This window comes from Paenisporosarcina sp. TG20, from assembly GCF_000286315.1.
GTDB lineage: Bacteria > Bacillota > Bacilli > Bacillales_A > Planococcaceae > Paenisporosarcina.
The window spans coordinates 1-22,424 of the sequence record NZ_ALJG01000318.1 but is presented as its reverse complement, the minus strand read 5'-3'; the positions used below and the strand labels follow the sequence as shown (position 1 = coordinate 22,424).

The window sequence follows — 22,424 nt, the reverse complement described above, 5'->3', positions numbered from 1 at the left end:
GAAAGCGTCCGCCTGGAGCGGAAATCAACTTTGTTCTTATTATATTACTAGATTTTTTATTATGAAATTGACTCGGATACTAAGAGAAAGAAATATTCATAGGCTATTGCATACAAAAATAAAATATAAATGGGGGTGTCGGAAGATGTTTTTGGCATGGAATGAAATTAAAAAGAACAAATTGCGCTTTATATTGATTACGGGTGTTCTGATGCTCGTTTCATACTTAGTGTTCTTCTTGTCAGGTCTAGCAAGCGGGCTTGAGAACTTGAATCGAGAAGCGGTCGATAAATGGCAAGCGACTGCCATCGTCGTGACGGAAGAGTCTGATAAGAGTATGCCTCAATCTTCCATGACGCTCGGAGATGCAGAGGATATTAAAGCGGATGACATTGCGGTCATTGGTCAACTGAACGCGGTCGCTACAAATGGTGGTAATAAGGCGAATGTAGCCATTTTCGGGATTAATAAAGATCAATTTATCATGCCAGAAGTCTCTGAAGGGGAAGAATTTGTAGCTGACAATGAAGTCATTGCGAGTGATGCCTTAAAAGCAGAAGGCTTTAAGCTTGGGGATGAGTTGAAATTGTCCTCAACAGACGAAACACTGAAAATCGTTGGATTTACAGAGAATGCACGATTTAATGCAGCACCAGTTTTATATGGAGAACTCGCCACATTCCAACGTGTGAAATTTGGAGAAGCGGCAGAAGTAAGTGACGACCAAATCAATGGGATCGTACTCCGTACAGATGATCTTTCAAACGTAACGGGTAATGAATCACTTGAAGTGGTAGAAATGGAAGAGTTCATTACAAGCTTGCCAGGCTATACGGAACAAAGTTTAACGTTAACGTTTATGATTTATTTCTTATTTGTCATTTCGTCTGTCATTGTAGCGATTTTCTTGTATGTCCTAACTGTACAAAAAATCAGCATGTTTGGCGTCATGAAAGCTCAGGGAATATCAAACGGCTACCTATCACGATCCGTCATCGCTCAAACTTTCATCCTATCAGTGATCGGAGTGGTTGTCGGCTTTATATTGGCACTCATTTCAGGCGCATTCTTACCAGCAGCTGTTCCAGTATCCTTTGATCTTGTAACCATGATTTTGTATGGTGCCATCTTGATTATCGTTGCGATTCTTGGGGCTGTATTTTCTGTATGGACAATAGTGAAAATCGATCCGCTGAAAGCGATTGGAGGATAAATCATGGCTAATTTGGAATTAAATCAAGTTACGAAGTCATTTGGCACAGGCCACAAGAAAGTGGACGCACTAAAAGAAACCCATTTCCAAGCGGAACGTGGGGAATTGATTGCAGTAATTGGCCCTTCAGGTTCTGGTAAGAGTACATTCCTAACGATTGCGGGAGGCTTACAAACCCCGTCTGAAGGTGACGTCATCATTAACGGTCAAAACATTACGGCGTTAAGTGAGAAAAAGCGTTCGAAAGTCAGGCTAAAAGAGATTGGGTTCATGTTACAGGCATCCAATCTTGTACCGTTCCTGACTGTGGGTAATCAAATGAGGTTACTTGATAAGAACAAAAAAGGGAATATGACGAAAGCTGAACTGGAGCAACTATACGACAACCTTGGAATCGGCGAGCTCCGAAATAAATACCCGTCTGACCTGTCGGGTGGGGAACGCCAGCGGGTTGTCATTGCAAAAGCACTCTACAGCAATCCTTCCATTATACTGGCTGATGAACCGACCGCGTCACTCGATTCTGACCGAGCGTTTGAAGTAATGAGCCTACTACAAAAGGAAACAAAAAGTAAAAATACAACAACCATCGTCGTTACCCATGACATACGCTTGGTTGGCTATTGCGATAAAGTATACAAAATGACAGATGGTACACTGGTCTTGGAAGAAAAACTGGTGGATGATCAAGGGAAATAGGATTCTTTCGCTTAATAAAAACTGAAAACGGGGAATTCCTGCTTATAACAGGGTCCATCTGGCTACCATGTTAAAGAACAAATAGATTAAATCGGAGTTACGAAATTGGAATGTATTTAATTCCATAAAAGGAGGATTAACATGGGCAAAAAACTAAAAGTCTATTTTGATTATACTTGACCATTTTGCTATACGGAGACGGTGTCTCTTAAACCATTACAACAACAAGGAATTCTGTTAGAGTGGACAGCTTGGAAAATCCCTGCTAATGCAAACCCGCCTGGAAAGCCTGAGGGCTATGGAGAGGAAGCTAAACTTTTCATTGGAAAGTTACTAGAAGAAACCGGCTTAATCGTAAAGGCTCCATCAAAAAAGTTTAATACTTATCTAGCTCATATTGGGGCAAAATATGCCAAGACAATGGGAAGATTTAATGAATACCACAAACGAATCTTCCAAGCAGTATGGGAACGCGATGAGGATATTGAAAGTGTCGATGTCTTAGCTACAATCGCAACCGAAGTTGGGTTAGATGCAATAGAATTTAAAGAAGCTTTACGAAATAAAGACTATATAGATATGGTTGAAACCGACTTTGAAGATGCTTATAAAAACAAGATATGGACTATTCCTTCTTATTCAGCGGATAGTGGTCAGATTCAAGTCAATCACTTTGAGGATCTTCCCAGTTTAAACGAACTTAAGGGAATCTTGAGTTAATATGTGATTATTAATTATACATTTATAAAACGCCCTTACATTCACATGATTATGAATGTAAGGGCATCTTTTTTATTATATATGAAAATATAAGTTTTTTAGAGTTACACCTTTGAACTTGAAGTAGCTATCTCTAGCTCCAAGCGCCAGACCGAGAGGGTTAGCAAAACGAAACATTCGTCTTACATTCTTCCAACTCCGAAGTCGAGCTAGAAGGAGCTTGCCTCTTTTCTTATTATATTGAGTGTGCAGCAACTCAATGGGTTTCATATTACATATTTATCCTATTCCAACTTGGAGCCCGATTTTTCCAACTTGGAGTCCAAAAATTCCAACTTGGCCTCCCGTTTTTCCAACTTGGACGTGAATTTTTCCAACTGAGCATTCGCTCACCATATTTTCATATGAAATTCCCGCTTTTTCACCTCATTTTAGCGGTGTCCTAAAAAAAACTCATGACATTCATTTAAATTCGTAGTAATTCTAGCATTTAAAAGGATCTAACTTATTACTTGCCAGAAACATTCTCCCCTCAACAGAATTCAAAGGACGATGCACCCGTTGATTGAAAAGTCACGTCGGATAAACCCCCTTCAAGATTGGGCAGTACAATCCCTAAACTGTTGGGAAGATGGTGTAGTACCATTGCAATCAAGTCCGACTTAAAAATCCGACTTGAAATAGTATAGAGAATCCTCTTCAAGTGTAGTTAAATCACGTCATAAAAGGATGTCTACATATACAATCCTACAAGGAAAATGCCAAGACTTTCTTGATATATTTCTTCATATTGGGAAAGTGGCAGTGGGTTGACACCACTACCTAGTTCAACTGTGAAGCCAGGACGTCGCCATTCCTGGATAAACCAATCTTTATACCCCGCATAACTATCGACTGTTTGAATAGGCTGATATCCGCTTACTCTCTCAAACTCTTGCACAATTGTTCTTGCTTCAGGTGGCTCTAAATTTTCGAAGCCCCAATAGATGACTTCCCCCTGAGTATGAAATGCAAGAGCTCGGTTGAAATCACGTTTTCTAGTAAGATCAGCCATTGCTACTGCTTCCGGCTCAGAGAGTGGACTTGGTCCAGGATAATCTCTAGGAGCAGGTTCGTCTGGCTTGCGTCGTTGTTCAATCTCCCATTTAGCGGGGTATTGATTATTTAAATCGACCCCACGTATATTAGCTTTCCAGCCTGAGAAATCAGTACTGCCATTATTAATTTCTACTACTCTTGTGTTCCAAGGTGCTTCATCCGGAGGTCCGTTTAAAACCAAATTAACTCCATCTGGATTGACCATTGGCACTATTGACAGTTGTGTTTGGGCATAAAGTGGGAGCATGGATAGCCCACGAATAGAAGATTGATTGGTTAAAGCAAGTAAATAATCATTTAAAAAGGTCATAATTATTGGTGTTGTAATCCATTCTTGTGCATGAAATGAACCATTATAGTGAACCTTTTTTGCTCCATTTCCTATGAGAACTTCAGGTATCGGATTTCCGAGTACACTAGATCCTATACTAGAAATACGTAGAAATGGATACACCCGTTTTAATCGATTGAGATGGTCCGTCATCGTTGCAAAATCATACTCTTGCTGCCCCTCGACAATTCTCCATGTGATACGCAGTGGAACTTGAATCGTTTGCCCAATCTGTAATGCCATTGGATTAATATCTGGATTGATCTGCAATATTGCTTGAACATCTATATTTCGTCTACTGGCAATTCCCCAAAGAGTATCTCCAGCCTTAATTTGATAATTTATCGCTACAAAACCGGGAATGCTGACCTTTTGACCGATTGAAAGCTGACTTGGTTGAACATTCCTATTTGAAGCCACAATAAGTTGAAGTGGAATGTTATACAACTGGCTTAATTGCCAAAATGAATTTCCTTGTCTAATATATACATCCATGGGGAGGTCCCCTCCTATCAATTGGTCCCATCATAACCAAATATATGATAGGAAAGTTATTCTTAGGATGATAAATTAAAAATTATTGAAAGATTTTATGCTACGAATAAATCCAGTAAGTTTTAAAGATAATTAGAAGAATAAACACTTGAACTATAATTCTTCTAATTTTCCGCAGCAAAAATAAACTGATTTTCAACCATAACCAGGGAAACCAAAACCGTATAAGGGTATACAAATCCTTATAAATAGCAGTAAACCATTTACAAATAATATTCCGAGACGATTATTAAGAGTTAGGAACGTCCATCAAAGTTCTAATGCGAACAGCCCTGTGTATAAATGCATCATTTTTTGCGTTTTGATAATACATTCATTAAAAATAAAACATGATAAAATATATTAGAAGCAAGTACTCCTAATCCTAGGAAATAAAGAATGTCGAGAATATAGAAGTAACCAAATGACCGATAAATTAAAGCTACTCCTACCAATAAACCGAGTAATGAATAAATTAATAAACCAAAGGCATATGGTTTTTCCTCTGGATATTGTAATTGTTTAACTTAACCCTTCAGGTAACTGATTGTACGAAATGTATGACTTCATCTTTTGATTTGTCGTATGTACTGATACGTTATATTTTTCTCACTTTAAACTTAAATGATCTTCCATATGCCATGGAAATTTTCAAGTGATTGTTTCTGAAGCGCATTTCAATCAGTATAGACTTACTTTTGATAAGCGGGATAGCTTATATACCAATATAATATTGACTCACATAAACTCTCCAGAACATAAACTTTTACCATAAAATCATCCTCCACTAAAAAACACTAAGGTCTATGACTATGTTCTTCTTTTAGAGTCCGCAATTTCATCTTGAGCTAGCTCGTATAAACGAATGGAAGCTTCTTCATATTCCAATGAACTATACCACCGATAATTTTTTCCATCGAGAATACGATAATGTTGGCTGATTATATTTTGCTGCAATCGATAATCCCCTTTTATTTCAATTTCTTTCCACCACACTCTTCCACCCATTGATTTATCTATAGGTCGTTCTATACCGTTATGTGCAATCGTTTCGATTATTTCCAATGGCTCGTCACCTAAAACAGACTGCAGTATTTCACTGTCCCTGAACAATGCACAGACTGCTATTACATTCGTCCAACTCGACAACGTTCTACCTTTTTCAATCTGAATCAGTGTTTTCTTGGAAATCCCCATTATGTCAGCCATCTTGTCTTGAGAATAATTTTTTTCTAAACGAATCAGTCTCATTTTGTTAGAAATTAATTGGATTATTTGCTCTCTATTTATAACTATCACACCTCCTGTATATCTCCTTAAACTAACAATAGTGTAATATTACACTATTGGTATATGTATTACAATTATTTTGTCTAATATTCCTTACCCCTCCGAAATATTAAACAAAAAATGAATCCAACAATGTCAAGTTGTTAGATGCAAAAATTGTCTAGATACCTTGCATCTACTGGAAAAATTTATAAATTGGTCTTTTCAGTGTAAATCAATATTCAGCTAGGTAATAATACTTAACTTTTTGTAATTTGCGTTAGAAATATAATAAAATTGGAGGATCTATTAACCATCCTTACTTAGTCGATTCGGAGCATCTACAGACTTTAAGTTGAGTTTTACTAACGATTTAGACTGAATACAACTGAGCGCTAACACATTCTATTCATCCAATTTGAGGTATCTCTAGGAAATTAGTCCCGGCGGAGGAATTGAGGATATTTATTAGAGCAATTTAGTAACTACTTACTTCGTAATAATAGTAAGAATTAATCTCATTTGGATTATAATGTAATTAAATACGTGAAACGGATTGCTGGATAACAGGTGAAGTACTCTTTTTGATCCACGCCACCTTCTTACGAAAAAAATTAGAGAAAAATTCTAGCTTGTCTTTATTATGTTGCATGAAATAGGAATAGAGATAATCCAGGAATCACAGCAGATGAGGTGATAGATGGAAAATCAAACAAGTTTATTAAAGTATCAAACAGAAGGTGGAGAAACCAAAATCCACGTCCCTTTGGTAGATGACACGGTTTGGATGATGCAAAGGGAGATTGCGTTGTTATTTCAAACAACTCCACAAAACATCACACGAAGAGATGAAACTACTAGAGAATTGAACTTGTAAGGAATACTTACAAGTTCAAGTTGAAGGATCCAGAGAGGTGAAAAGAAAGATAAAGCATTAAAATCTCGAAATGGTTCTTGCCATCGGTTATCGAATTAATTTCCATCGAAGAACGCAATTTAGACAATGGGCAACGGAACATTTAAGTGAATATCTTGTTAAGGGTTTCACAATGGATGACGAGCGGTTAAAAGAAGGCCGTAATCTTGGACAGGAAATAATAATCGCTTTATAGATTGACCTTTTGTAAGCTTAACGTGGCCTACAGAAGGTCTTTTTTGTCTATCTGACTGAGATGTCTTTGAATGGGTCTATTCTAATGAGAAGGTATTTTTAAAAAAAGTGTTTCTTCATACTTTCTACAAACTTTTCAATTACTATTGAGAAGTTGAAAATTTAATTAAGTTGGTGAGTTCCGTTGTATGGATTTTTCAATCAAATAAGTAATAGTATGATGCAACCATTTTTAAATATATTGAACAACTTTATGGATATTCCAATCTTATTTGCTCTTTTGCTCGGGATTGTAGGAGCCATGGCGCCTTGCCAGTTCACGGGAAATATTGGCGCCATTACTCTCTATGGAAATAAATCTCTCCAAAAAGAACTTGCATGGGCCGATGTTGTCTTTTTCACTTTGGGCAAGATTGCTGTGTTTACAGGATTAGGATTGCTAGTATGGATGTTAGGGAACGAATTTGAGTCTCGGCTTACATTATACTTTCCATGGTTCAGGAAAGTAATTGGCCCGCTGTTTATCATTGTTGGTATTTTCATGTTAGGTCTGATCAAGATGAAAGGGACGCTTACATTATTGGAAATACCAAAAAGGTTTTTTAAAAAAGGAAAAATCGGCTCTTTTTTAATGGGGGTCAGCTTTTCGTTAGGTTTTTGTCCTACAATGTTTGTTTTATTCTTTGTGACGTTAATGCCCGTGGTTCTCTCCACGTCCTATGGAGTTGTTTTACCAAGTTTGTTTGCAATAGGAACTTCTTTGCCGTTATTCATAGCCATGTTTTTGATTTGGTATTACGGGGCAAGTGGTGCAGTGATGAGAAAAGGGAGGAAGGTTGGATTTTATGTCCAAAGAGTTTCCGGTTTGATTTTAGTTGTGCTAGGAATCTTGGATACCATCACTTACTGGACCATATAAGCTCTCTTACTTTCTTCAAGTACAAAGTCGAAAAATAACTAGTGAAGTAGAGGGAAGTAATGAAAAAAATCAGCATGTTATTAATGGCAATTATAGTAGTAACAATTTTTAACCCGATGGGTAATGTATTGGCGCACAATGGCTTTAATGAACAAAATGGTGCAGCTGACATATATAGTCAATGGAATTTAATGTTGGCGGGAACAATGGTTGTTATTTTGGCGGCTTTTGTCTATAAGTTCAAAACGGAAGAAGACTTTTCCAAGAAGTTTGCCTTCTTCTTCTCTGCTTTAGTTGTTCTATATGTCACTTTAGGGAGTCCCCTCCATTTACTCGGAGATCATTATTTGTTTAGTGCCCACATGTTAGAGCAATCTTTGGTCTATACTGTTTTCCCACCGTTACTTTTGTTAGGCTTACCCAAACGGTTTGTTGCACCCATTATTCATTTTGGTTTGAGAATTAAAATACTCAGCTTTTTAAAATATCCATTGATTCCATTGCTTTTGTTCAATGTATTATTTTCTTTTTACCATATTCCATTAATATTTAATATAGTCGTTGCCAATAACCTTTTGCACAACCTGACACACCTTATTTTGGCATCGACTGCATTAGCTATGTGGGTTCCACTTATACCGGTTATCAAGGAATTGGATAAGTTGTCAGAGATTCAGAAAATTGGTTATATTTTTGCAGCAGGAATACTACTAACACCGGCTTGTGCCCTTATCATCTTTACAAATCAACCATTTTATACCGTATTTTCAGAGGCGCCACAATTATTTGCCCTTCTTCCACCGTTAGAAGATCAAAAAACAGGTGGAGTCATAATGAAAGTTGTTCAAGAATTTGTATACGGAACAATGATCGGCTATATTTTCTTTAAGTGGGCACGGAAAGAAAGATTGAATGATGTAGACGTGCTACCAAGTAATCCGTTGTAAGGGAAGTGAGTCAGTGAAGAGTAGAGAAGAAGTCTTACAGGAAAAGGCTGAGAGGGTAACCGAGGTTGACGAATATTTTATTGAAATTTTCAACCCCTTAAAACAGTGTAGTGCAAAGACTTCATATATCAGGAACCGGATGATGAACAATGAAGTGGAATAGCATCGTTGTTAAATTAGGCACTAGCATTTTACTTCTAGTATTAGCTATCTTGTTCCCTCTGGGTTTTGTCGTGAATCAACTATTTTCCGAATTTTATTTTAACAAGGTACAAGAACAAGTGGATGAGGCATCAGATCGTTATGCAAACTCAATCAACTCCCTGGATGAACAGCAGCTTGAGATGTTTGAGTTGCTCGCCTCGGTGACAGAACAGGAAATTGTCATTGTTGATGAACAGGGAACGGTTGTTGCGAATTCTGGCATTCCAAGTTTACCCAAAGGGGGCAGTATTCGTTCAGATGAGTTGGATGAGCTGGAAAAAAAATTAGTTATTCAAAGTGAATATTACGATGACATAGACAATAGTCGTTATTTAAGAACCGGAAAGCCAATCTATTCTGAAAGTCAGCTAATAGGTGGGATTTTCGTTCTGGCTTCGGTCGAAGACTTGTACCAATCGTTAGGTTTGATAAAAAGGTCCATAACTTTAGCAGGAATAGGGGCTGTTTTCTTAGCGCTTGGTTTTACCTACATCTTATCCCGCAAATTATCAAACCCTCTTTTAGAAATGGAAAAAGCAACCCGTAAAATAGCGACAGGGGATTTGAACACGAGGGTTTCGAGCGGCTCAAATGATGAAATTGGCTCGCTTGCGACGGCTGTAAATGATCTAGCTGTTGAACTCCATCGGTATCGTTCCAATAGGAGGGAGTTTTTAGCTAATATTTCACACGAGTTGCAAACACCTATTACGTATTTGGAAGGGTACGCAAATGCATTAGAAAACAATCTTTATCAAAGTGAAGAAGAAAAAAAGCAATACCTACAAATCATCCAGCTTGAAGCAAGCCGAATGTCTAAGTTGGTCAGAGATTTGTTTGAGTTAGCCAAGATGGAGGAAGGAAAGATTGCATTAGTTTTTGAGGAAGTGGATTTGGTGGAAGTGGTGGAAAATGCACTGCTGAAGACAAGAATGAAAGCACAGGCAAAAGAGATACAGGTAGAGTTTAACCAATCGTATGACCTCCCGAGTATAGATGCTGATGGGGTAAGAATGGAACAAGTTCTCATCAATTTAATTGAAAACGCCATCCGGTATACTGAAAATGGACAAGTAAAAATACAACTTACCAGTTTCTCCGACACTATAAAGGTAATGGTTGAAGACACAGGTATCGGCATCCCACCAGAGCATATCCCGTTTTTGTTTGAACGCTTTTATCGAGTTGAGAAATCAAGGTCAAGAGAGTTTGGAGGCACTGGACTCGGATTGGCTATTGTGAAACAACTTGTCGAACTGCAAGGGGGAACCATTACGGTAAATAGTAAAGTTGGAAAAGGGACATGTTTTGAGCTGGAATTTCCAGTCGCAAAGGGGGAAGCTCTATGAAAAGGATTGAGCTCATGTTTGCGAGCTTATTAATCGTTATCGGACTTATGTGCTTAACAATGTCTGGAACCTTAATGTTAAATCAAGGAATAACCGTTTATTTAAAAACGTTTGTTCAAATATGTTTGTGGATGGGAATTCCCCTTATTTTAGTGGGTGTGTTCTATTTATTCTATAGAAAAAAGAGGAGATAATATTATGAAGTTAACGTCACTATTTACATCTTTGATTATCCTTTTATATACTGTTCCAGTTCGTGTGTTCGCACACGGAACAGAAGCGGAACACAGCCAAGAAACTGCAGGTAATGGTTTGGTTACCAACGGAATAATAATTTCGCTAGTTTTATTGGTTTTGGGAGTCATTACATGGTTGTTACTTAAAAACCTTTTAAAGAAAGTAAACGTAAAAAATCAAGAAGGAAGAAGCAAAAGAGATCGGTTGAAGAAGTGGTTAAGAATTAGCCAATGGATTTCTGCTGTTTCCTTGTTGTTGCTTTTCACAACAGGTACTTTTTCAGCGATAAATGGCGATGGAAAAGAAAATGAAGTTGAGTTGATGGATATCCACGGGTTAGGAATAACAAATGAAGATTCCGAAATTTACATCCCGGCGCATGACGGCTTAAAAGTTTTTAAAGGCGGAATTTGGAGTAGCACAGAAGGCGGAAAACATGACTATATGGGCTTTTCTATGGTGGACGATGGTTTTTACAGCAGTGGACATCCAGGAGCAGGCTCATCTTTGAAAAACCCTTTCGGTGTCGTTAAAACTACTGATATGGGACAAACCCTTGAAATGTTGGACCTTTATCAGGAAGTAGATTTTCATGGAATGGCAGTGGGATATAATACGCATGCGATATATGTGATGAATCCACAAGCAAATTCACGAATGGATGAAGCTGGTTTATATTACTCGACAGATGATACAAAAACATGGACAAGAAGTGATATGACTGGTTTGCAAGGTCCTATTTATACAATAGCAGTACATCCGACAAATGAGGCAATTGTCGCACTAGGAACTGGCGAAGGCGTGTTTCTTTCAAACGACTTCGGACAATCCTTTAATTCAGTTTCAGATTCTCCGACTACAGCAGTTGCATTTTCTGCAAAAGGGGAATTAATTGCAGGAAGTACTTCTGACGAGATGACACTTACAAAATTTGTTAGTGAAACAAAGGAACCAATACTACTTTCCATTCCTTCGCTAAGCGAGGGAAATACAATTAGCTATATCGCTGTTAATCCACAAAACGAAAAGCAAATCACATTTGCAACAGCTGAAAAAGATATTTACTTGACCGAAGATTCCGGGCAGAACTGGAATCTAATAGCTGATAAGGGGCAAGGAATAAACCTGAAGTCGGAAACAGAGTAGAAATTTTTACCCTTTCTTCAAAATCATTGTTACAAAAAAAGAAACCGACCAAAATTTATGGAGATGGCAACCAAAGTCGTCAGACAGTTTGCCATTTTTTACTGGAATTCACTACACTCTCTTCATATTATTTTCTTGAAATATCCCGTCTATAGTTTTTATAAAAACAGAGAAAAGTCCGAGGATTAATCATTCTTCTTATTTTGTAGAGGATTTAGAACATGAGAGATATGCTGAGTGACAGTTAGAACTTATAAATTGTGCTATTTTAACTTAGATAAAAGAATTTGCTATTACTCGGTATTATTTAACGGTTAAGAATTGTTTTAGGAGTGTTGTAGTTTGAGTGTCGAAGGTAAATCAATCGTGAAGACAATTATCTTGGTTGGGCTTGCTTTGGTTATAGTCTATGTATTATACACGAATCTTTTGGATATCAAGAGTAGTGGGACAGCCGTTGCCACTGGTGACCAAGCGCCTGACTTTCAACTAACCACACTTGAAGGAGAAACTGTAAAGCTCAGCGATTACAGGGGGCAGGGCGTATTTCTGAACTTCTGGGCTACTTATTGTCCGCCGTGTAAAAAGGAAATGCCATTCATGCAAAGTCAGTATGAAGTATTTAAAGAAAAAGGTGTAACAATTTTAGCGATAGATGTCGGGGAACCTAAACCGGTCGTCGAAAGTTTTGTGTCGGAATATGGATTAACATTCCCTATTCTGCTTGATCCTCACCACGAAGCAGTAGATTCATACGGTGTAGTAGCAATTCCAGTTAGCTTTCTGATCGATGGAAATGGAAAAGTGGTTGAACGAATCACTTCCAGTTTAACAGAGTCTCAGATAGCTGAGTATATGGAACAAATTTTGCCGGAAACTGAAAAAGAATCAGGTAAAAAGGGTGGTCATGAAAAGTAATCGGTTTTATCTATTGTTGTAATTTGACGGGAGATTTAATAGTAGACAAGTAGATGGAGATACTGAAGAGAATATCCCGGAGGAAGAAAACTGTACAACTTAGAGAGAACTTTTTAAAGGTAATAATCATCAATTAGTTAGTCTTCAAGAGGCAGGGAGGAAGTAACTTTGAGGGGTGTCCAAAAGTATTTTGTTATGTTAATGGCTATATTTTTGATTTACATTATGTTACCGGAAACCTCTGGGTTTGCTCATTCTACTGTGGAACAAACATATCCGACAGAAGGAGAGCAGCTGACTGAAAGCCCGAAAACCCTCGAATTTTGGTTTCAGGACCCTGTTGTAATACATCGTGAATCGATTCAGTTAAAGGACGATTCGGGAAATGAGATTGAATTAGAACAAACGATGGTGGATCCAGAGGATAAAACTCATATAATCAGTGAATTAACTGAAACATTATCACCAGGCCGCTATTTGGCAAGAATCAGTGCAATCGCGTTAGATGGTTTCGTCGTCAAAGAAAAATTTAGTTTCCAGGTAGTTGAACATGAAAGTATCCAGAAGGGAAAAAATCTAATAATCCTGAAACATTCACCTAAGGATGGTGAGATTGTAGTTGGTTCTCCTCGGAAAATGAATCTTTGGTTTGATCAACCCGTTGAAATAACGGCTATCGGAGTTTTTGATGATCATCAACAATCAATTAGCATAAAAGAACCTTTTGTTGATCCTGAAGACCCCAATCATATGGTGGTGGAGTTTAATGAAGAATTACCTCAAGGAACATATCAAGTAACGTGGTATGCACGTCCCAGCACTGTGGGTGATGGGAACCAGCCAGATATAATTGATGTGTATTACTTTGCTGTTGACCAGTTCACCCCCATCACACAACCTAATAAGGGAGAGCCCACAAAGTCTTTTTGGTTTGAAAGTATGGGGGTAAAACAAATAGGATACTGGATATTTTTTATGGGTATTTCCATTTTATTTGGAGATGCATTCTTCCGTACAGTCATTCAGAAAAAACAAGCCTCCCAGAAACGTAAGAAGCTGTCCCTTGTTCTTCTGCTTTTAGTTATGGTGGGTGTTGCGCTCATGCTGGCCGTCCAAAAAGGACAATTGGAAAGCCTCTCGTTCATGCAATTTTTGTCACTAAAGTTTGTTTGGATCCCGTTGGTGCAGGTGGGATTGTTAACCACAGGCCTTCTTCTTAACAAAGCAAAATTATTATTTTTCGGTGTGTCATTATTACTATTGCCCTTAATCACCGGCCATGCGGCTTATCCACGTTATGGTGGCTATATATCGTTAATGGTAAATTCAGTACACTTAGTGGCGGCTTCGATATGGATTGGAGGATTATATGCACTAATCACCATACCCCGAAAAGAAAAACTAAAGGAATTCCTACAACATACTCTACTGATTTTTTCAAAATGGGCACTTATCAGTTTAGTGATCATTATAGTTACTGGACTATATATGACATACCAATATGTCCCCTCTTTTACAATTGAAAGCTTTGTAAAGAGTGAGTGGGGGAAAGCAATTGTCTTCAAGATGATATTAACCCTGATAATAGTAATGATTGGATTCATTCAAAGAGAGGCAATAAAAAAGGGTACTGTTAAGGCTGTAACCAAAATTATGATTCGAGTACGGGTGGAAATAGTCTATGCTTCATTAATTTTACTATTTGCCTCAGTCCTGGTGGTTTCAACTCCAGGATCAGCTGAACAAGGGGTATACCCTTCATCGTCAGAAAAAGAAAATGTCCATTTAAGTGTGGATTTTGCTCCTTTAAATCCAGGGTTAAATTTTTTAACGATGGATTTTGGAGGTGAAAAGGTAAACGAAGTTGAAGTTGTTTTATCTATGCCACCTAACTACGAAGTGAGCTATAATGCGTTCAAGATTGAGGATGGAATATTTAAAATTACTGGAAATATCCTGCATGCTGCTGGAACAATGGAAATGAAAGTAAAGGCAACAATGGCTAATGGGGAAGTCATTGAGTTTCCTTTTAGCGTTGTTATACCAGGGGAAATGAGATTTAATGAATAGTTATATTTGTGGAATTTTTTAGGGGATATTGAAGAATTCTTGATAACCTGAAATAATTTAAACCAGTTGAAAGAGGGAGTGACAGGAATGGAAGATGTAAACTTGCTATTGGCCTTTGCAGCCGGGGTGTTATCCTTCATATCCCCATGTTGCCTGCCTTTATATCCGGCATTTTTGTCTTATATTACAGGTATGTCGGTTGATGAATTACAAAATGGCAAAGGACTCCTACAAAAAAGGGCCATGTTACATACTACCTTTTTTCTAATTGGATTCTCCATCATTTTTATTGCACTTGGATTCTCCACTTCATTGTTCGGTGATTTATTCAGCTACTATGGAGACTTAATCCGACAATTAGGTGCTATATTAATCGTATTATTAGGCCTAGTCATATTAGGAGTTTTTAGACCGAAATTTATGATGACGGAAAAAAGGATGACATTCAAAGACCGACCTAGTGGTTATCTGGGATCAAGTGTTATTGGCATTGCCTTCGCAGCAGGATGGACACCGTGTACAGGGCCTATACTTGCCGGAGTCATTGCATTAGGAGTTTCTAACCCCGATCAAGCGCTTGTTTATATGATTGCTTATATACTGGGGTTCTCCATTCCATTCTTTTTTATGTCTTTTTTTATAGGAAGAATGAAGTGGGTAAAAAAGTACAATCGTATCATTATGAAAATTGGTGGAGTTGCCATGCTAATAATGGGGGTCATCCTGTATTTCGATTGGATGACAAAGTTAACCTCTTTCCTATCTAATAATTTCTTTAATGGATTCACAGGTTTTTAAGACGCATGTCAATTTAATTTAGCAGATTTTTCATGTGGCCACCTTTAAAAACGCTTCTACTGGGTATAGATATAGAGCGGGAATTTGTTTTACTTTCGTGATTTTAGGAGGATTTAAATAACAGGCTAGTATAACAAAGAAGATTGAATAGACAATTTAGAAGAACTTCACAAATACTACAAACTTTTAAACTAGAATAAGAATAGGCATTCAAAAATGAGGGCTGTTTATGAAATATAAAATTTTAGTAGTCGATGACGAATGGAATATGAGAAATCTTATCAAGATTTATTTAGAAAAAGAGGATTTTCGGGTTGATGAAGCTAGGGATGGTTATGAAGCCATACAAATGGCCCGACAAAATCCTTACGAATTACTGGTGTTGGATATTATGCTGCCAGATATTGACGGGTGGGAAGTTTGCTCAACCATTCGTCAGATGAAGCAAATGCCCATTCTGATGTTAACCGCTCGAAATGATGTTCAGGATCGAGTCCGTGGCTTGAATCTTGGAGCAGATGATTACCTGGTTAAACCGTTTGCTCCTGAAGAATTAGTTGCTCGTGTCAATGCCTTGCTTCGCCGGGAGAAGGTTAAAAAAGAGGGAACTAGTGATGCACTATTGACCTTTGAAGGTTTATCGATAGATAGTGAAAGTAGAGAAGTAATAGTTAAAGATACCGTTGTCGAGTTGACTCCGAAAGAGTTTGATATTCTTTCTTTAGTTGCAAGCCAATCCAAAATGGTTTATACACGAGAGATATTGTTAGATAAAATATGGGGAACAGGGGACGTTCATGATTTTCGAACGATTGATACTCACGTGAAGAATATAAGGGAAAAACTTCGAAAAGCAGGACTTTCCTATAATCCAATTAAGACAATTTGGGGTGTCGGATATAAATTTAATACAACAGAAGATAAAACGTAACATGAGAATTTGGTAGAACAAAACAATTTTGTTTAAAGCCCGATAAATTTTTCTCAAGAAAACGAATAGAAACAGAACTAAATCAAAAGAAAATGGAAAATCCATAGTTCAATAACAATAAATAGATTTAAAAATGGAGGGAAAAACGATGATGTCAATGATGGGTGGAGGCATGATTCTCAACATGATAGTTTGGGTTATTGTGTTGGGTTTAATTATATATGGAATCGTGTTATTAATAATGAAACTAGGTACAAAGAAAGCTGATTCCTCAATGTTTGAAAAGCAAGGGGATTCCGCAATTGAAATTCTGAGAGAAAGATTTGCACGCGGGGAAATTGATGAACAAGAATTTGAAAAGAGGAAAGCTTTTTTAGGAAATAAAAAATAAAAACCTTCACGTCTTCACAAATTCCACAAATTTAATGGCTATATTAAAGCTAGAAGAGAAAGGAGAGGAAGAAAAAATGAAACTTAAAAAAATACCATTTGTCTTGTCGCTTGCTTTATCAGCTCTATTAGTAGTAAGCACAACAGGGTTTGCCAGTGGGTTAAATAACGGTGAAACGGGCAGTATGATGAATGCCAGTGACAGCGGAATGATGAACATGATGAAAAATGGAAACATGACCAACATGATGAACGCCATGAATTCCCCTGAAGGGCAAAAAATGATGAATGATTGCGGAAACTTCATGGACTCCATTGATGATGAAAAAGAAGCAGAGTAATACTATTTTCAAAGGGATTTAACCTAGATGAAATAAAATACATGTGTATCTTTGATAAAGAAGAAAAGCTAATGCCTTTGGGGAATATTCCACCTTGTTTCTATGAGGAATTATCAGGGTATTTCCTACATCTGAATAAGCAAGGATTTATAATTCAATTGATAAGCTCCACGATTTCCACAAAAATGTTAAGTATATTAGAGTTACAAAGAGAAGGAGGTGATTCTCTCGTGAGTTGTTGTGGAGGTTCAAAAGATAAGAAAAAAAGAGATATGACTCAACAGAGTCCTCTTGATCAGTTGAAGATAAGACTCGTTAACGGAGAAATAGAAATGGAAGAATATTTACACACATAGAAAGTAATAGAACATCCTTAACTTTTTGTCTGCACAGATGTTAAAAGCGCTGCTGGGCCTATTTTAATATATAAAAACAACAAAACAAGGAGGAAAAGGATTGAGGGAACTTCTCCATAACTTAAGTTTACAATGGTATACACTTTTAACACAACTAGGAACAAAGCTTGTTGACCCGATATTAAATATTACATAACAGTGTAATATTACTATTTTCACTGCTTAATTGCTTGGGTTAGCAGCAACCACATCACCTTGCCAAGTGACAACAAATGGCAGTGCGATTGCCTTTGTATCAAGAGATGCGACGAACAGAAGACAGACACTAATCCAAACGTTTGCTTTTATCGTAGGTAAAACATTGATTTATACACTTGGCGGAGGAACTGCAATTTATTTAGGTTTACAGCTAACAACTGTGAACGGGAATGCATCTATAATAATTTTCGTTAGAAAAATAATTGGCCCGGTCATGATCCTAGCTGGATTATATTTTCTCGGCTTTTCCCGATTCCATTTATCGTTTGGTACAAGCTTTAGTGAGTGGCTGAAAAGTGAAATTCCAAAAGAATCACCTATAGGTTCCTTTGGTTTTGGCGTCGCATTTGCCTTTTGTCCAACATTAGTATGGCTCTTTTTTGGTCTATTAGTTCCTTTGGGTATCAACACTACAGGTAGGATACTATTACCTGTAATTTTTTCAATAGGGACGGCGATTCCATTACTTATATTTGTACTTATTTTAGTTGATTGTTCGGACATAATAAAACAAAATCATTGAATCAATGGCTGACAAAGATAGCTGCAATTATTTTCTTGTTATCAGGTATTAATGACACGTTCACTTATTGGTTCTTATGAGTTGTTAAGTGATAAGCACAATAAAAGGAGCACTCTTGTTAGAGGGCTCACGGGGGTTTGAATTAGAAAGAGCATTTCCTGTGTAAGAAGCAGTCCATTGTGAACTGAGGCAGTAAGTTATTCAAAAGAGAAACAAGAGCCATCTACCTTGTTTCATGCATTCACGTGCTAAAAGTCCTTTAAGGCGGAACAGACACAAAGGATGCCAAGACACCATGGTAAGGTATGTCATCATAAGCGATACGGGGAATCCATTTACATCAAATATGGAAGGGATATAACTAATTCTAGGGATTGTGACTGAGGAAAAATTGTACTGTCATCCCTGTATAAACTAGAAATCACTGTTAACTACGGGGAGGTGAAGAATATTGTTTGATACCTTAAAAATGTCTTAAACCGCTGAAGGAACCGTTATCCCAAAAGATTGAATTCGGGAAAATTCGAAAAACTATGGCTTTATTCTACTATTATTTATGTACATATTTTTTGTGATGTTAGGTTAAACTCCATATATACTTGATGGAGGTGATTATAACATGAAAAAAAGAACGCTTAGAATCGTAATTGCTTTATTAATTGGGTTAGTCGTTACCACTCATGTAGGAACTTCTGTTCATGCGGAGGTTGTTCAACCTAATTTACAAAACAGTGAAGAAGCAAAGGAAAACTGTTCCGACAAAATGGAAAAGATGAATGAAGAAATGAAAATTATGATGGAGAAGCACGAAAAGATGAAAAAAGAAATGGGTGTTCTCTTTCGAGACTTGCAAGAGAGCGGGAAATTAACACAACAGCAAATCGAGAAAATAACAAGTATCAAAAAGATGATGAGTCAGATGGAAGATAAAATGAAAAAAATGTCATCGATGGAAATGGATTTAAAATAAAGATTTAGAAAAAAATGAGCGATTTTACTATTGAAAATATATTAAACACTAACTTGACCACTGCAAAGTCATTAAAGGGTTTCTTCCACAACAGAATATACGCATGGTTATGGCGAAGAAAGACTGTTGCCCTATAGAAAGCTCTTGTCCCAACTAGGACTAGAGCTTTTTTTCTTTTCGCTCAAACAGATTAACCCTTTAAAATGGTAAAAACAAATGCACTTTTTATGTCTATGAAAGTATAGTTTATTTTGACTCGTTAAAGGTTATTTTAATCACTCCAATAAGAAATAGAATTTTCATCATCGCGAGACAAAATCCAGTCTTCTACAAGCTGAGTTTTGTTTTTTAATTTAATTATTTCCTAAGATCGAGTTATAGAAATTCTGATTTCTTCATAAAAAACACATATTTTATGACTATAATGCTAGAAGTGGAAACTAATATGGTTGTTTGCTCTGTTGATTCTCTACATCAGAGAGCTTCTAAAAGGGATAAAGACAGTTCGAACCAGGTCATCATTCGAACTATGCAAATTAAAAAGACAACAGGGGGGACATAGCATGGCTACTAAAAAGAAGAATCGTTTTTTGATGAGGACGGCCATTTTAATAGTTATGATAGGAGCCATCGCTTTTACACTCTATAGCAATGCAACAAAGGAACAAAGTGGAGTATTGAAGATCGGAGATGCTGCACCGGATTTTACTTTAGTTGATCTAAATGGCAAGCAGCATCAGCTGTCTGACTACAAAGGACAAGGGGTATTTATTAACTTCTGGGGGACATGGTGCAAACCGTGCGAAAAAGAATTCCCGCTAATAGAAAAACAGTATCAAGTATATAAGGATCAGGGCGTACAAATCTTGGCAGTTAATATAGCACAATCTGATTTCGAAGTGAGAAAATATGCGGAACAACGAAATCTAACGTTCCCGATTGTCATCGACAAAACCAGAAGTGTAATGGACGCTTATAATATTCGTCCATTGCCGACAACTATCTTGGTCAATCCGCAAGGGAAAATTGTAAAAATCATCACAGGAGAAATGTCCGAACAGGATATTGTTGGTTATATGGACCAAATCAAACCTGGCTAACCACTTGAATAACAGAACCCTTTACTAGACACTCTTTTTATCCTCATTAGGGAAGGCCTCTCACTTAATTAAGTGAGAGGCCTTTGAGCCAAAAACCCCGTGTTCATAGTGTTTTTAGTATATGGATACTCTCGTTAATTCTAATAATGTGAAATCATGAATTCCTTTATTGTTTAATCTCAACATAATCCGAAAAGGGGACAAATATTTGTTTATGATAACTAAGAACAAATACTAGAAAAATTAGGCAAGCTTACACACAAAAAATCCATGGCGATAGCATGTCCTTAAGATGGTTAATCGCTATCTCAATTTAGTTGTAACCTTTTATGTATTGATTTAAAATGCAGCCTGTAAGATTCTAGCTAGGAAGTTACTTTATTTGGTATTTGATCTCTTCTTAAATAAATATTTAAGTTTTCGTCTCCAACCAATCGGAATTTATGCTGTTCGCTTAAGGAAGAAATGCTCTCCTGCAAAAATAATGATGATCAATAAAATGGACACACCGACCACGAGTATATCTGAAGTGGCTTTAACCCATACAAATGCTCCGAGGACAATGGCATCAAATACGAGTGCCATCACAACAATGAATGAATTTGCTCCTATTTTTTCTCGCAGGTGCTTGAGGACTCCCCAATGAACAATCATGTCCATCACCAAGTAAAGAATTGCGCCCATAGAAGCGATTCTACTTAAGTCGAAAAATATTGTGAGCGCCATCGCTATAACAATTGTATAGACAAGAGTATGTTTCTGAATGCTTCCTGGCATGCCGAAGTGCTTATGTGGAATGAGTTTCATGTCTGTTAACATAGCGAGCATTCGAGACACGGCAAATACACTAGCAATTATCCCTGAGATTGTTGCAAGAATTGCAATTGCCACAGTAAACCACAAACCATAACTTCCGAAGGCTGGTTTAGCGGCTTCAGCAAGAGCATAGTCCTTTGCGTTAATAATTCCAGATAGAGATAAATTACTTGAAACAGCCCATGCAAGAAGTAAATAAATGAGTAAACTTATGGATATTGAAATCATAATGGCTCGTCCAACATTTTTCTTTGGTTTCACAATTTCTGAGCCACTGTTTGTGATGGTTGTGAAGCCTTTAAAAGCAAGGATAGTTAGGGCAACTGCTGCAATATAATTAATATTCGAAGGATCTGCTAGACTTCCCCCATCATTCGTTGCAGGTTTAAATGAAAATCCTGCTACCCATAATCCAGCAATTGCGAATATGGATAAACCAGCAATCTTTAAAATAGAAGCAATCGAAGTGAACGATTGAATAAAGCTATTTCCAGAAATGTTGACTAGAAAAGCAATTGTAAGTAAGCCAACACCTAATAAAGGAACTAAATAACTACTTTGTTCACCATCAAAGAGTTGAAGTGTATAGGTTCCGAACGTTCTTGCGACTAAGCTTTGATTGATTACCATGGAAAAAGCCATTAAAAGAGCTGCTGAAGCAGTAAGTGTTCCTTTTCCGTAGGCCTTCACTAAAAACATGCCGATTCCTCCTGCTGAGGGGAACTCGTTGCTTAATTTGACATAGGAATAGGCACTAAAGGCTGTGACAATTCCACCCACAATAAAAATTAATGGAAACCATGACCCGGCAAGTTCGGCTACTTGTCCTAGCAGTGCGAAAATCCCTGCACTTATCATGACACCCGTACCTAAACCTACAACTCCAGTAAGAGAAATACTATCTTTTTTATAATTTGACAAGTAACTGCACCTCCAATTATATGTTTACACGTTTAGTATTTGTATACCACAAAAATAGGAAATATAACGTACAGATGAGAAGGTCACGATACAAGTAAGTTCACACGGGTATTCCTTTTTTAAAACATACAAAAGTATATAAAAATGGATGTGCCACGAACTCAGTGTTCATGGGTGTTTTTAGTATATAGAGACTAACATGTTAAAATGGTATTTCTTTAATGTGACTCTAGTAATTCGATTAATAAGAAGTCG

At 37.2% G+C, this 22,424-nt stretch carries 22 protein-coding genes and 1 pseudogene; 20 read left to right on the top strand and 3 right to left on the bottom strand.

The genetic code is table 11. From position 1 onward, the window contains the following. Window positions 1-145: 145 nt before the first annotated feature. The 3 genes and pseudogenes from B371_RS0112610 to B371_RS0112600 form a co-directional block, all read left to right on the top strand. Entirely contained in the window at window positions 146-1,213 is a 1,068-nt protein-coding gene (locus B371_RS0112610) for an ABC transporter permease (protein ID WP_019414682.1), read from the top strand. Between the two features lie 3 nt (window positions 1,214-1,216). Further along, a complete protein-coding gene (locus B371_RS0112605) occupies window positions 1,217-1,912 on the top strand; it encodes an ABC transporter ATP-binding protein (protein WP_019414681.1) in 696 nt (231 codons plus the stop codon). A 192-nt stretch (window positions 1,913-2,104) separates the two neighbouring features. Then, window positions 2,105-2,632, top strand: a pseudogene (locus B371_RS0112600) (DsbA family protein); the annotation flags it as partial. A gap of 733 nt (window positions 2,633-3,365) precedes the next feature. Here the strand turns inward: B371_RS0112600 and B371_RS0112585 are convergent. Next, window positions 3,366-4,556 carry a M14 family metallopeptidase gene (locus B371_RS0112585; protein WP_019414677.1) on the bottom strand — a complete coding sequence of 397 codons (1,191 nt, stop codon included), beginning with the start codon at window positions 4,554-4,556 and terminating at the stop codon, window positions 3,366-3,368. 849 nt (window positions 4,557-5,405) lie between these two features. Continuing rightward, window positions 5,406-5,885 (bottom strand): helix-turn-helix transcriptional regulator, encoded by a 480-nt coding sequence (locus B371_RS0112580; protein ID WP_026023049.1) that lies wholly within the window; start codon window positions 5,883-5,885, stop codon window positions 5,406-5,408. A 679-nt stretch (window positions 5,886-6,564) separates the two neighbouring features. On the opposite strand from B371_RS0112580, the gene B371_RS23870 reads away from it, so the two are divergent. The 17 genes from B371_RS23870 (at window position 6,565) to resA (B371_RS0112485) (ending at window position 20,432) form a co-directional block, all read left to right on the top strand. Beyond that, the gene (locus B371_RS23870) at window positions 6,565-6,741 is read left to right on the top strand and encodes a hypothetical protein (RefSeq protein ID WP_019414675.1); all 177 of its coding nucleotides are present in this window, start codon (window positions 6,565-6,567) and stop codon (window positions 6,739-6,741) included. Window positions 6,742-6,811: 70 nt separating this feature from the next. Continuing rightward, on the top strand, window positions 6,812-6,976 hold the full coding sequence (gene rhuM / locus B371_RS24490) for a RhuM family protein (RefSeq protein WP_019414674.1): 165 nt from the start codon (window positions 6,812-6,814) through the stop codon (window positions 6,974-6,976). A gap of 183 nt (window positions 6,977-7,159) precedes the next feature. Further along, window positions 7,160-7,894 carry a sulfite exporter TauE/SafE family protein gene (locus tag B371_RS0112565; RefSeq protein WP_019414673.1) on the top strand — a complete coding sequence of 245 codons (735 nt, stop codon included), beginning with the start codon at window positions 7,160-7,162 and terminating at the stop codon, window positions 7,892-7,894. Window positions 7,895-7,953: 59 nt separating this feature from the next. Further along, window positions 7,954-8,841 (top strand): cytochrome c oxidase assembly protein, encoded by an 888-nt coding sequence (locus B371_RS21795; protein WP_019414672.1) that lies wholly within the window; start codon window positions 7,954-7,956, stop codon window positions 8,839-8,841. Between the two features lie 149 nt (window positions 8,842-8,990). After that, the gene (locus B371_RS0112550; protein WP_019414670.1) at window positions 8,991-10,394 is read left to right on the top strand and encodes an ATP-binding protein; all 1,404 of its coding nucleotides are present in this window, start codon (window positions 8,991-8,993) and stop codon (window positions 10,392-10,394) included. Further along, window positions 10,391-10,588: an LPXTG cell wall anchor domain-containing protein gene (locus B371_RS0112545; protein ID WP_019414669.1), complete on the top strand. Its 198-nt coding sequence runs from the start codon at window positions 10,391-10,393 to the stop codon at window positions 10,586-10,588. Before B371_RS0112550 ends, B371_RS0112545 begins: the two co-directional genes overlap by 4 nt. A 4-nt stretch (window positions 10,589-10,592) precedes the next feature. Continuing rightward, window positions 10,593-11,777 (top strand): F510_1955 family glycosylhydrolase, encoded by a 1,185-nt coding sequence (locus B371_RS21790; protein ID WP_019414668.1) that lies wholly within the window; start codon window positions 10,593-10,595, stop codon window positions 11,775-11,777. Between the two features lie 342 nt (window positions 11,778-12,119). Then, the gene (gene resA / locus B371_RS0112535) at window positions 12,120-12,695 is read left to right on the top strand and encodes a thiol-disulfide oxidoreductase ResA (protein WP_019414667.1); all 576 of its coding nucleotides are present in this window, start codon (window positions 12,120-12,122) and stop codon (window positions 12,693-12,695) included. A gap of 168 nt (window positions 12,696-12,863) precedes the next feature. Continuing rightward, complete coding sequence (locus tag B371_RS0112530; RefSeq protein WP_019414666.1) at window positions 12,864-14,765, top strand: copper resistance protein CopC; 1,902 nt, start codon at window positions 12,864-12,866, stop codon at window positions 14,763-14,765. 87 nt (window positions 14,766-14,852) lie between these two features. Further along, window positions 14,853-15,563: a cytochrome c biogenesis protein CcdA gene (locus tag B371_RS0112525; protein WP_019414665.1), complete on the top strand. Its 711-nt coding sequence runs from the start codon at window positions 14,853-14,855 to the stop codon at window positions 15,561-15,563. A gap of 229 nt (window positions 15,564-15,792) precedes the next feature. Continuing rightward, complete coding sequence (locus B371_RS0112520) at window positions 15,793-16,494, top strand: response regulator transcription factor (RefSeq protein ID WP_019414664.1); 702 nt, start codon at window positions 15,793-15,795, stop codon at window positions 16,492-16,494. A gap of 148 nt (window positions 16,495-16,642) precedes the next feature. Further along, complete coding sequence (locus tag B371_RS0112515; RefSeq protein WP_019414663.1) at window positions 16,643-16,885, top strand: SHOCT domain-containing protein; 243 nt, start codon at window positions 16,643-16,645, stop codon at window positions 16,883-16,885. Window positions 16,886-16,961: 76 nt separating this feature from the next. After that, on the top strand, window positions 16,962-17,225 hold the full coding sequence (locus B371_RS0112510) for a hypothetical protein (RefSeq protein ID WP_019414662.1): 264 nt from the start codon (window positions 16,962-16,964) through the stop codon (window positions 17,223-17,225). 230 nt (window positions 17,226-17,455) lie between these two features. Next, window positions 17,456-17,581, top strand: coding sequence for a hypothetical protein (locus B371_RS24295; RefSeq protein ID WP_255348665.1), 126 nt, complete (start codon window positions 17,456-17,458; stop codon window positions 17,579-17,581). Window positions 17,582-17,807: 226 nt separating this feature from the next. Continuing rightward, window positions 17,808-18,362 (top strand): cytochrome c biogenesis CcdA family protein, encoded by a 555-nt coding sequence (locus tag B371_RS0112495; protein WP_019414659.1) that lies wholly within the window; start codon window positions 17,808-17,810, stop codon window positions 18,360-18,362. A 619-nt stretch (window positions 18,363-18,981) separates the two neighbouring features. Next, window positions 18,982-19,332 carry a hypothetical protein gene (locus B371_RS0112490; protein WP_019414658.1) on the top strand — a complete coding sequence of 117 codons (351 nt, stop codon included), beginning with the start codon at window positions 18,982-18,984 and terminating at the stop codon, window positions 19,330-19,332. A gap of 563 nt (window positions 19,333-19,895) precedes the next feature. Then, the gene (gene resA, locus B371_RS0112485) at window positions 19,896-20,432 is read left to right on the top strand and encodes a thiol-disulfide oxidoreductase ResA (RefSeq protein ID WP_019414657.1); all 537 of its coding nucleotides are present in this window, start codon (window positions 19,896-19,898) and stop codon (window positions 20,430-20,432) included. Between the two features lie 441 nt (window positions 20,433-20,873). On the opposite strand, the gene B371_RS0112480 is transcribed toward resA (B371_RS0112485), so the two are convergent. Continuing rightward, window positions 20,874-22,169: an APC family permease gene (locus B371_RS0112480; protein WP_019414656.1), complete on the bottom strand. Its 1,296-nt coding sequence runs from the start codon at window positions 22,167-22,169 to the stop codon at window positions 20,874-20,876. Window positions 22,170-22,424 lie beyond the last annotated feature (255 nt).

Excerpts from the sequence above, each read along its gene's own strand:
- B371_RS0112610 (WP_019414682.1), top strand. The coding sequence starts at position 146 with ATGTTTTTGGCATGGAATGAAATTAAAAAGAACAAATTGCGCTTTATA.
- B371_RS0112605 (WP_019414681.1), top strand. The coding sequence starts at position 1,217 with ATGGCTAATTTGGAATTAAATCAAGTTACGAAGTCATTTGGCACAGGC.
- B371_RS0112585 (WP_019414677.1), bottom strand. The coding sequence starts at position 4,556 with ATGGATGTATATATTAGACAAGGAAATTCATTTTGGCAATTAAGCCAG.
- B371_RS23870 (WP_019414675.1), top strand. The coding sequence starts at position 6,565 with ATGGAAAATCAAACAAGTTTATTAAAGTATCAAACAGAAGGTGGAGAA.
- rhuM (WP_019414674.1), top strand. The coding sequence starts at position 6,812 with ATGGTTCTTGCCATCGGTTATCGAATTAATTTCCATCGAAGAACGCAA.
- B371_RS21795 (WP_019414672.1), top strand. The coding sequence starts at position 7,954 with ATGAAAAAAATCAGCATGTTATTAATGGCAATTATAGTAGTAACAATT.
- B371_RS0112550 (WP_019414670.1), top strand. The coding sequence starts at position 8,991 with ATGAAGTGGAATAGCATCGTTGTTAAATTAGGCACTAGCATTTTACTT.
- B371_RS0112545 (WP_019414669.1), top strand. The coding sequence starts at position 10,391 with ATGAAAAGGATTGAGCTCATGTTTGCGAGCTTATTAATCGTTATCGGA.
- B371_RS21790 (WP_019414668.1), top strand. The coding sequence starts at position 10,593 with ATGAAGTTAACGTCACTATTTACATCTTTGATTATCCTTTTATATACT.
- B371_RS0112525 (WP_019414665.1), top strand. The coding sequence starts at position 14,853 with ATGGAAGATGTAAACTTGCTATTGGCCTTTGCAGCCGGGGTGTTATCC.
- B371_RS0112520 (WP_019414664.1), top strand. The coding sequence starts at position 15,793 with ATGAAATATAAAATTTTAGTAGTCGATGACGAATGGAATATGAGAAAT.
- B371_RS0112515 (WP_019414663.1), top strand. The coding sequence starts at position 16,643 with ATGATGTCAATGATGGGTGGAGGCATGATTCTCAACATGATAGTTTGG.
- B371_RS0112510 (WP_019414662.1), top strand. The coding sequence starts at position 16,962 with ATGAAACTTAAAAAAATACCATTTGTCTTGTCGCTTGCTTTATCAGCT.
- B371_RS0112490 (WP_019414658.1), top strand. The coding sequence starts at position 18,982 with ATGAAAAAAAGAACGCTTAGAATCGTAATTGCTTTATTAATTGGGTTA.
- resA (WP_019414657.1), top strand. The coding sequence starts at position 19,896 with ATGGCTACTAAAAAGAAGAATCGTTTTTTGATGAGGACGGCCATTTTA.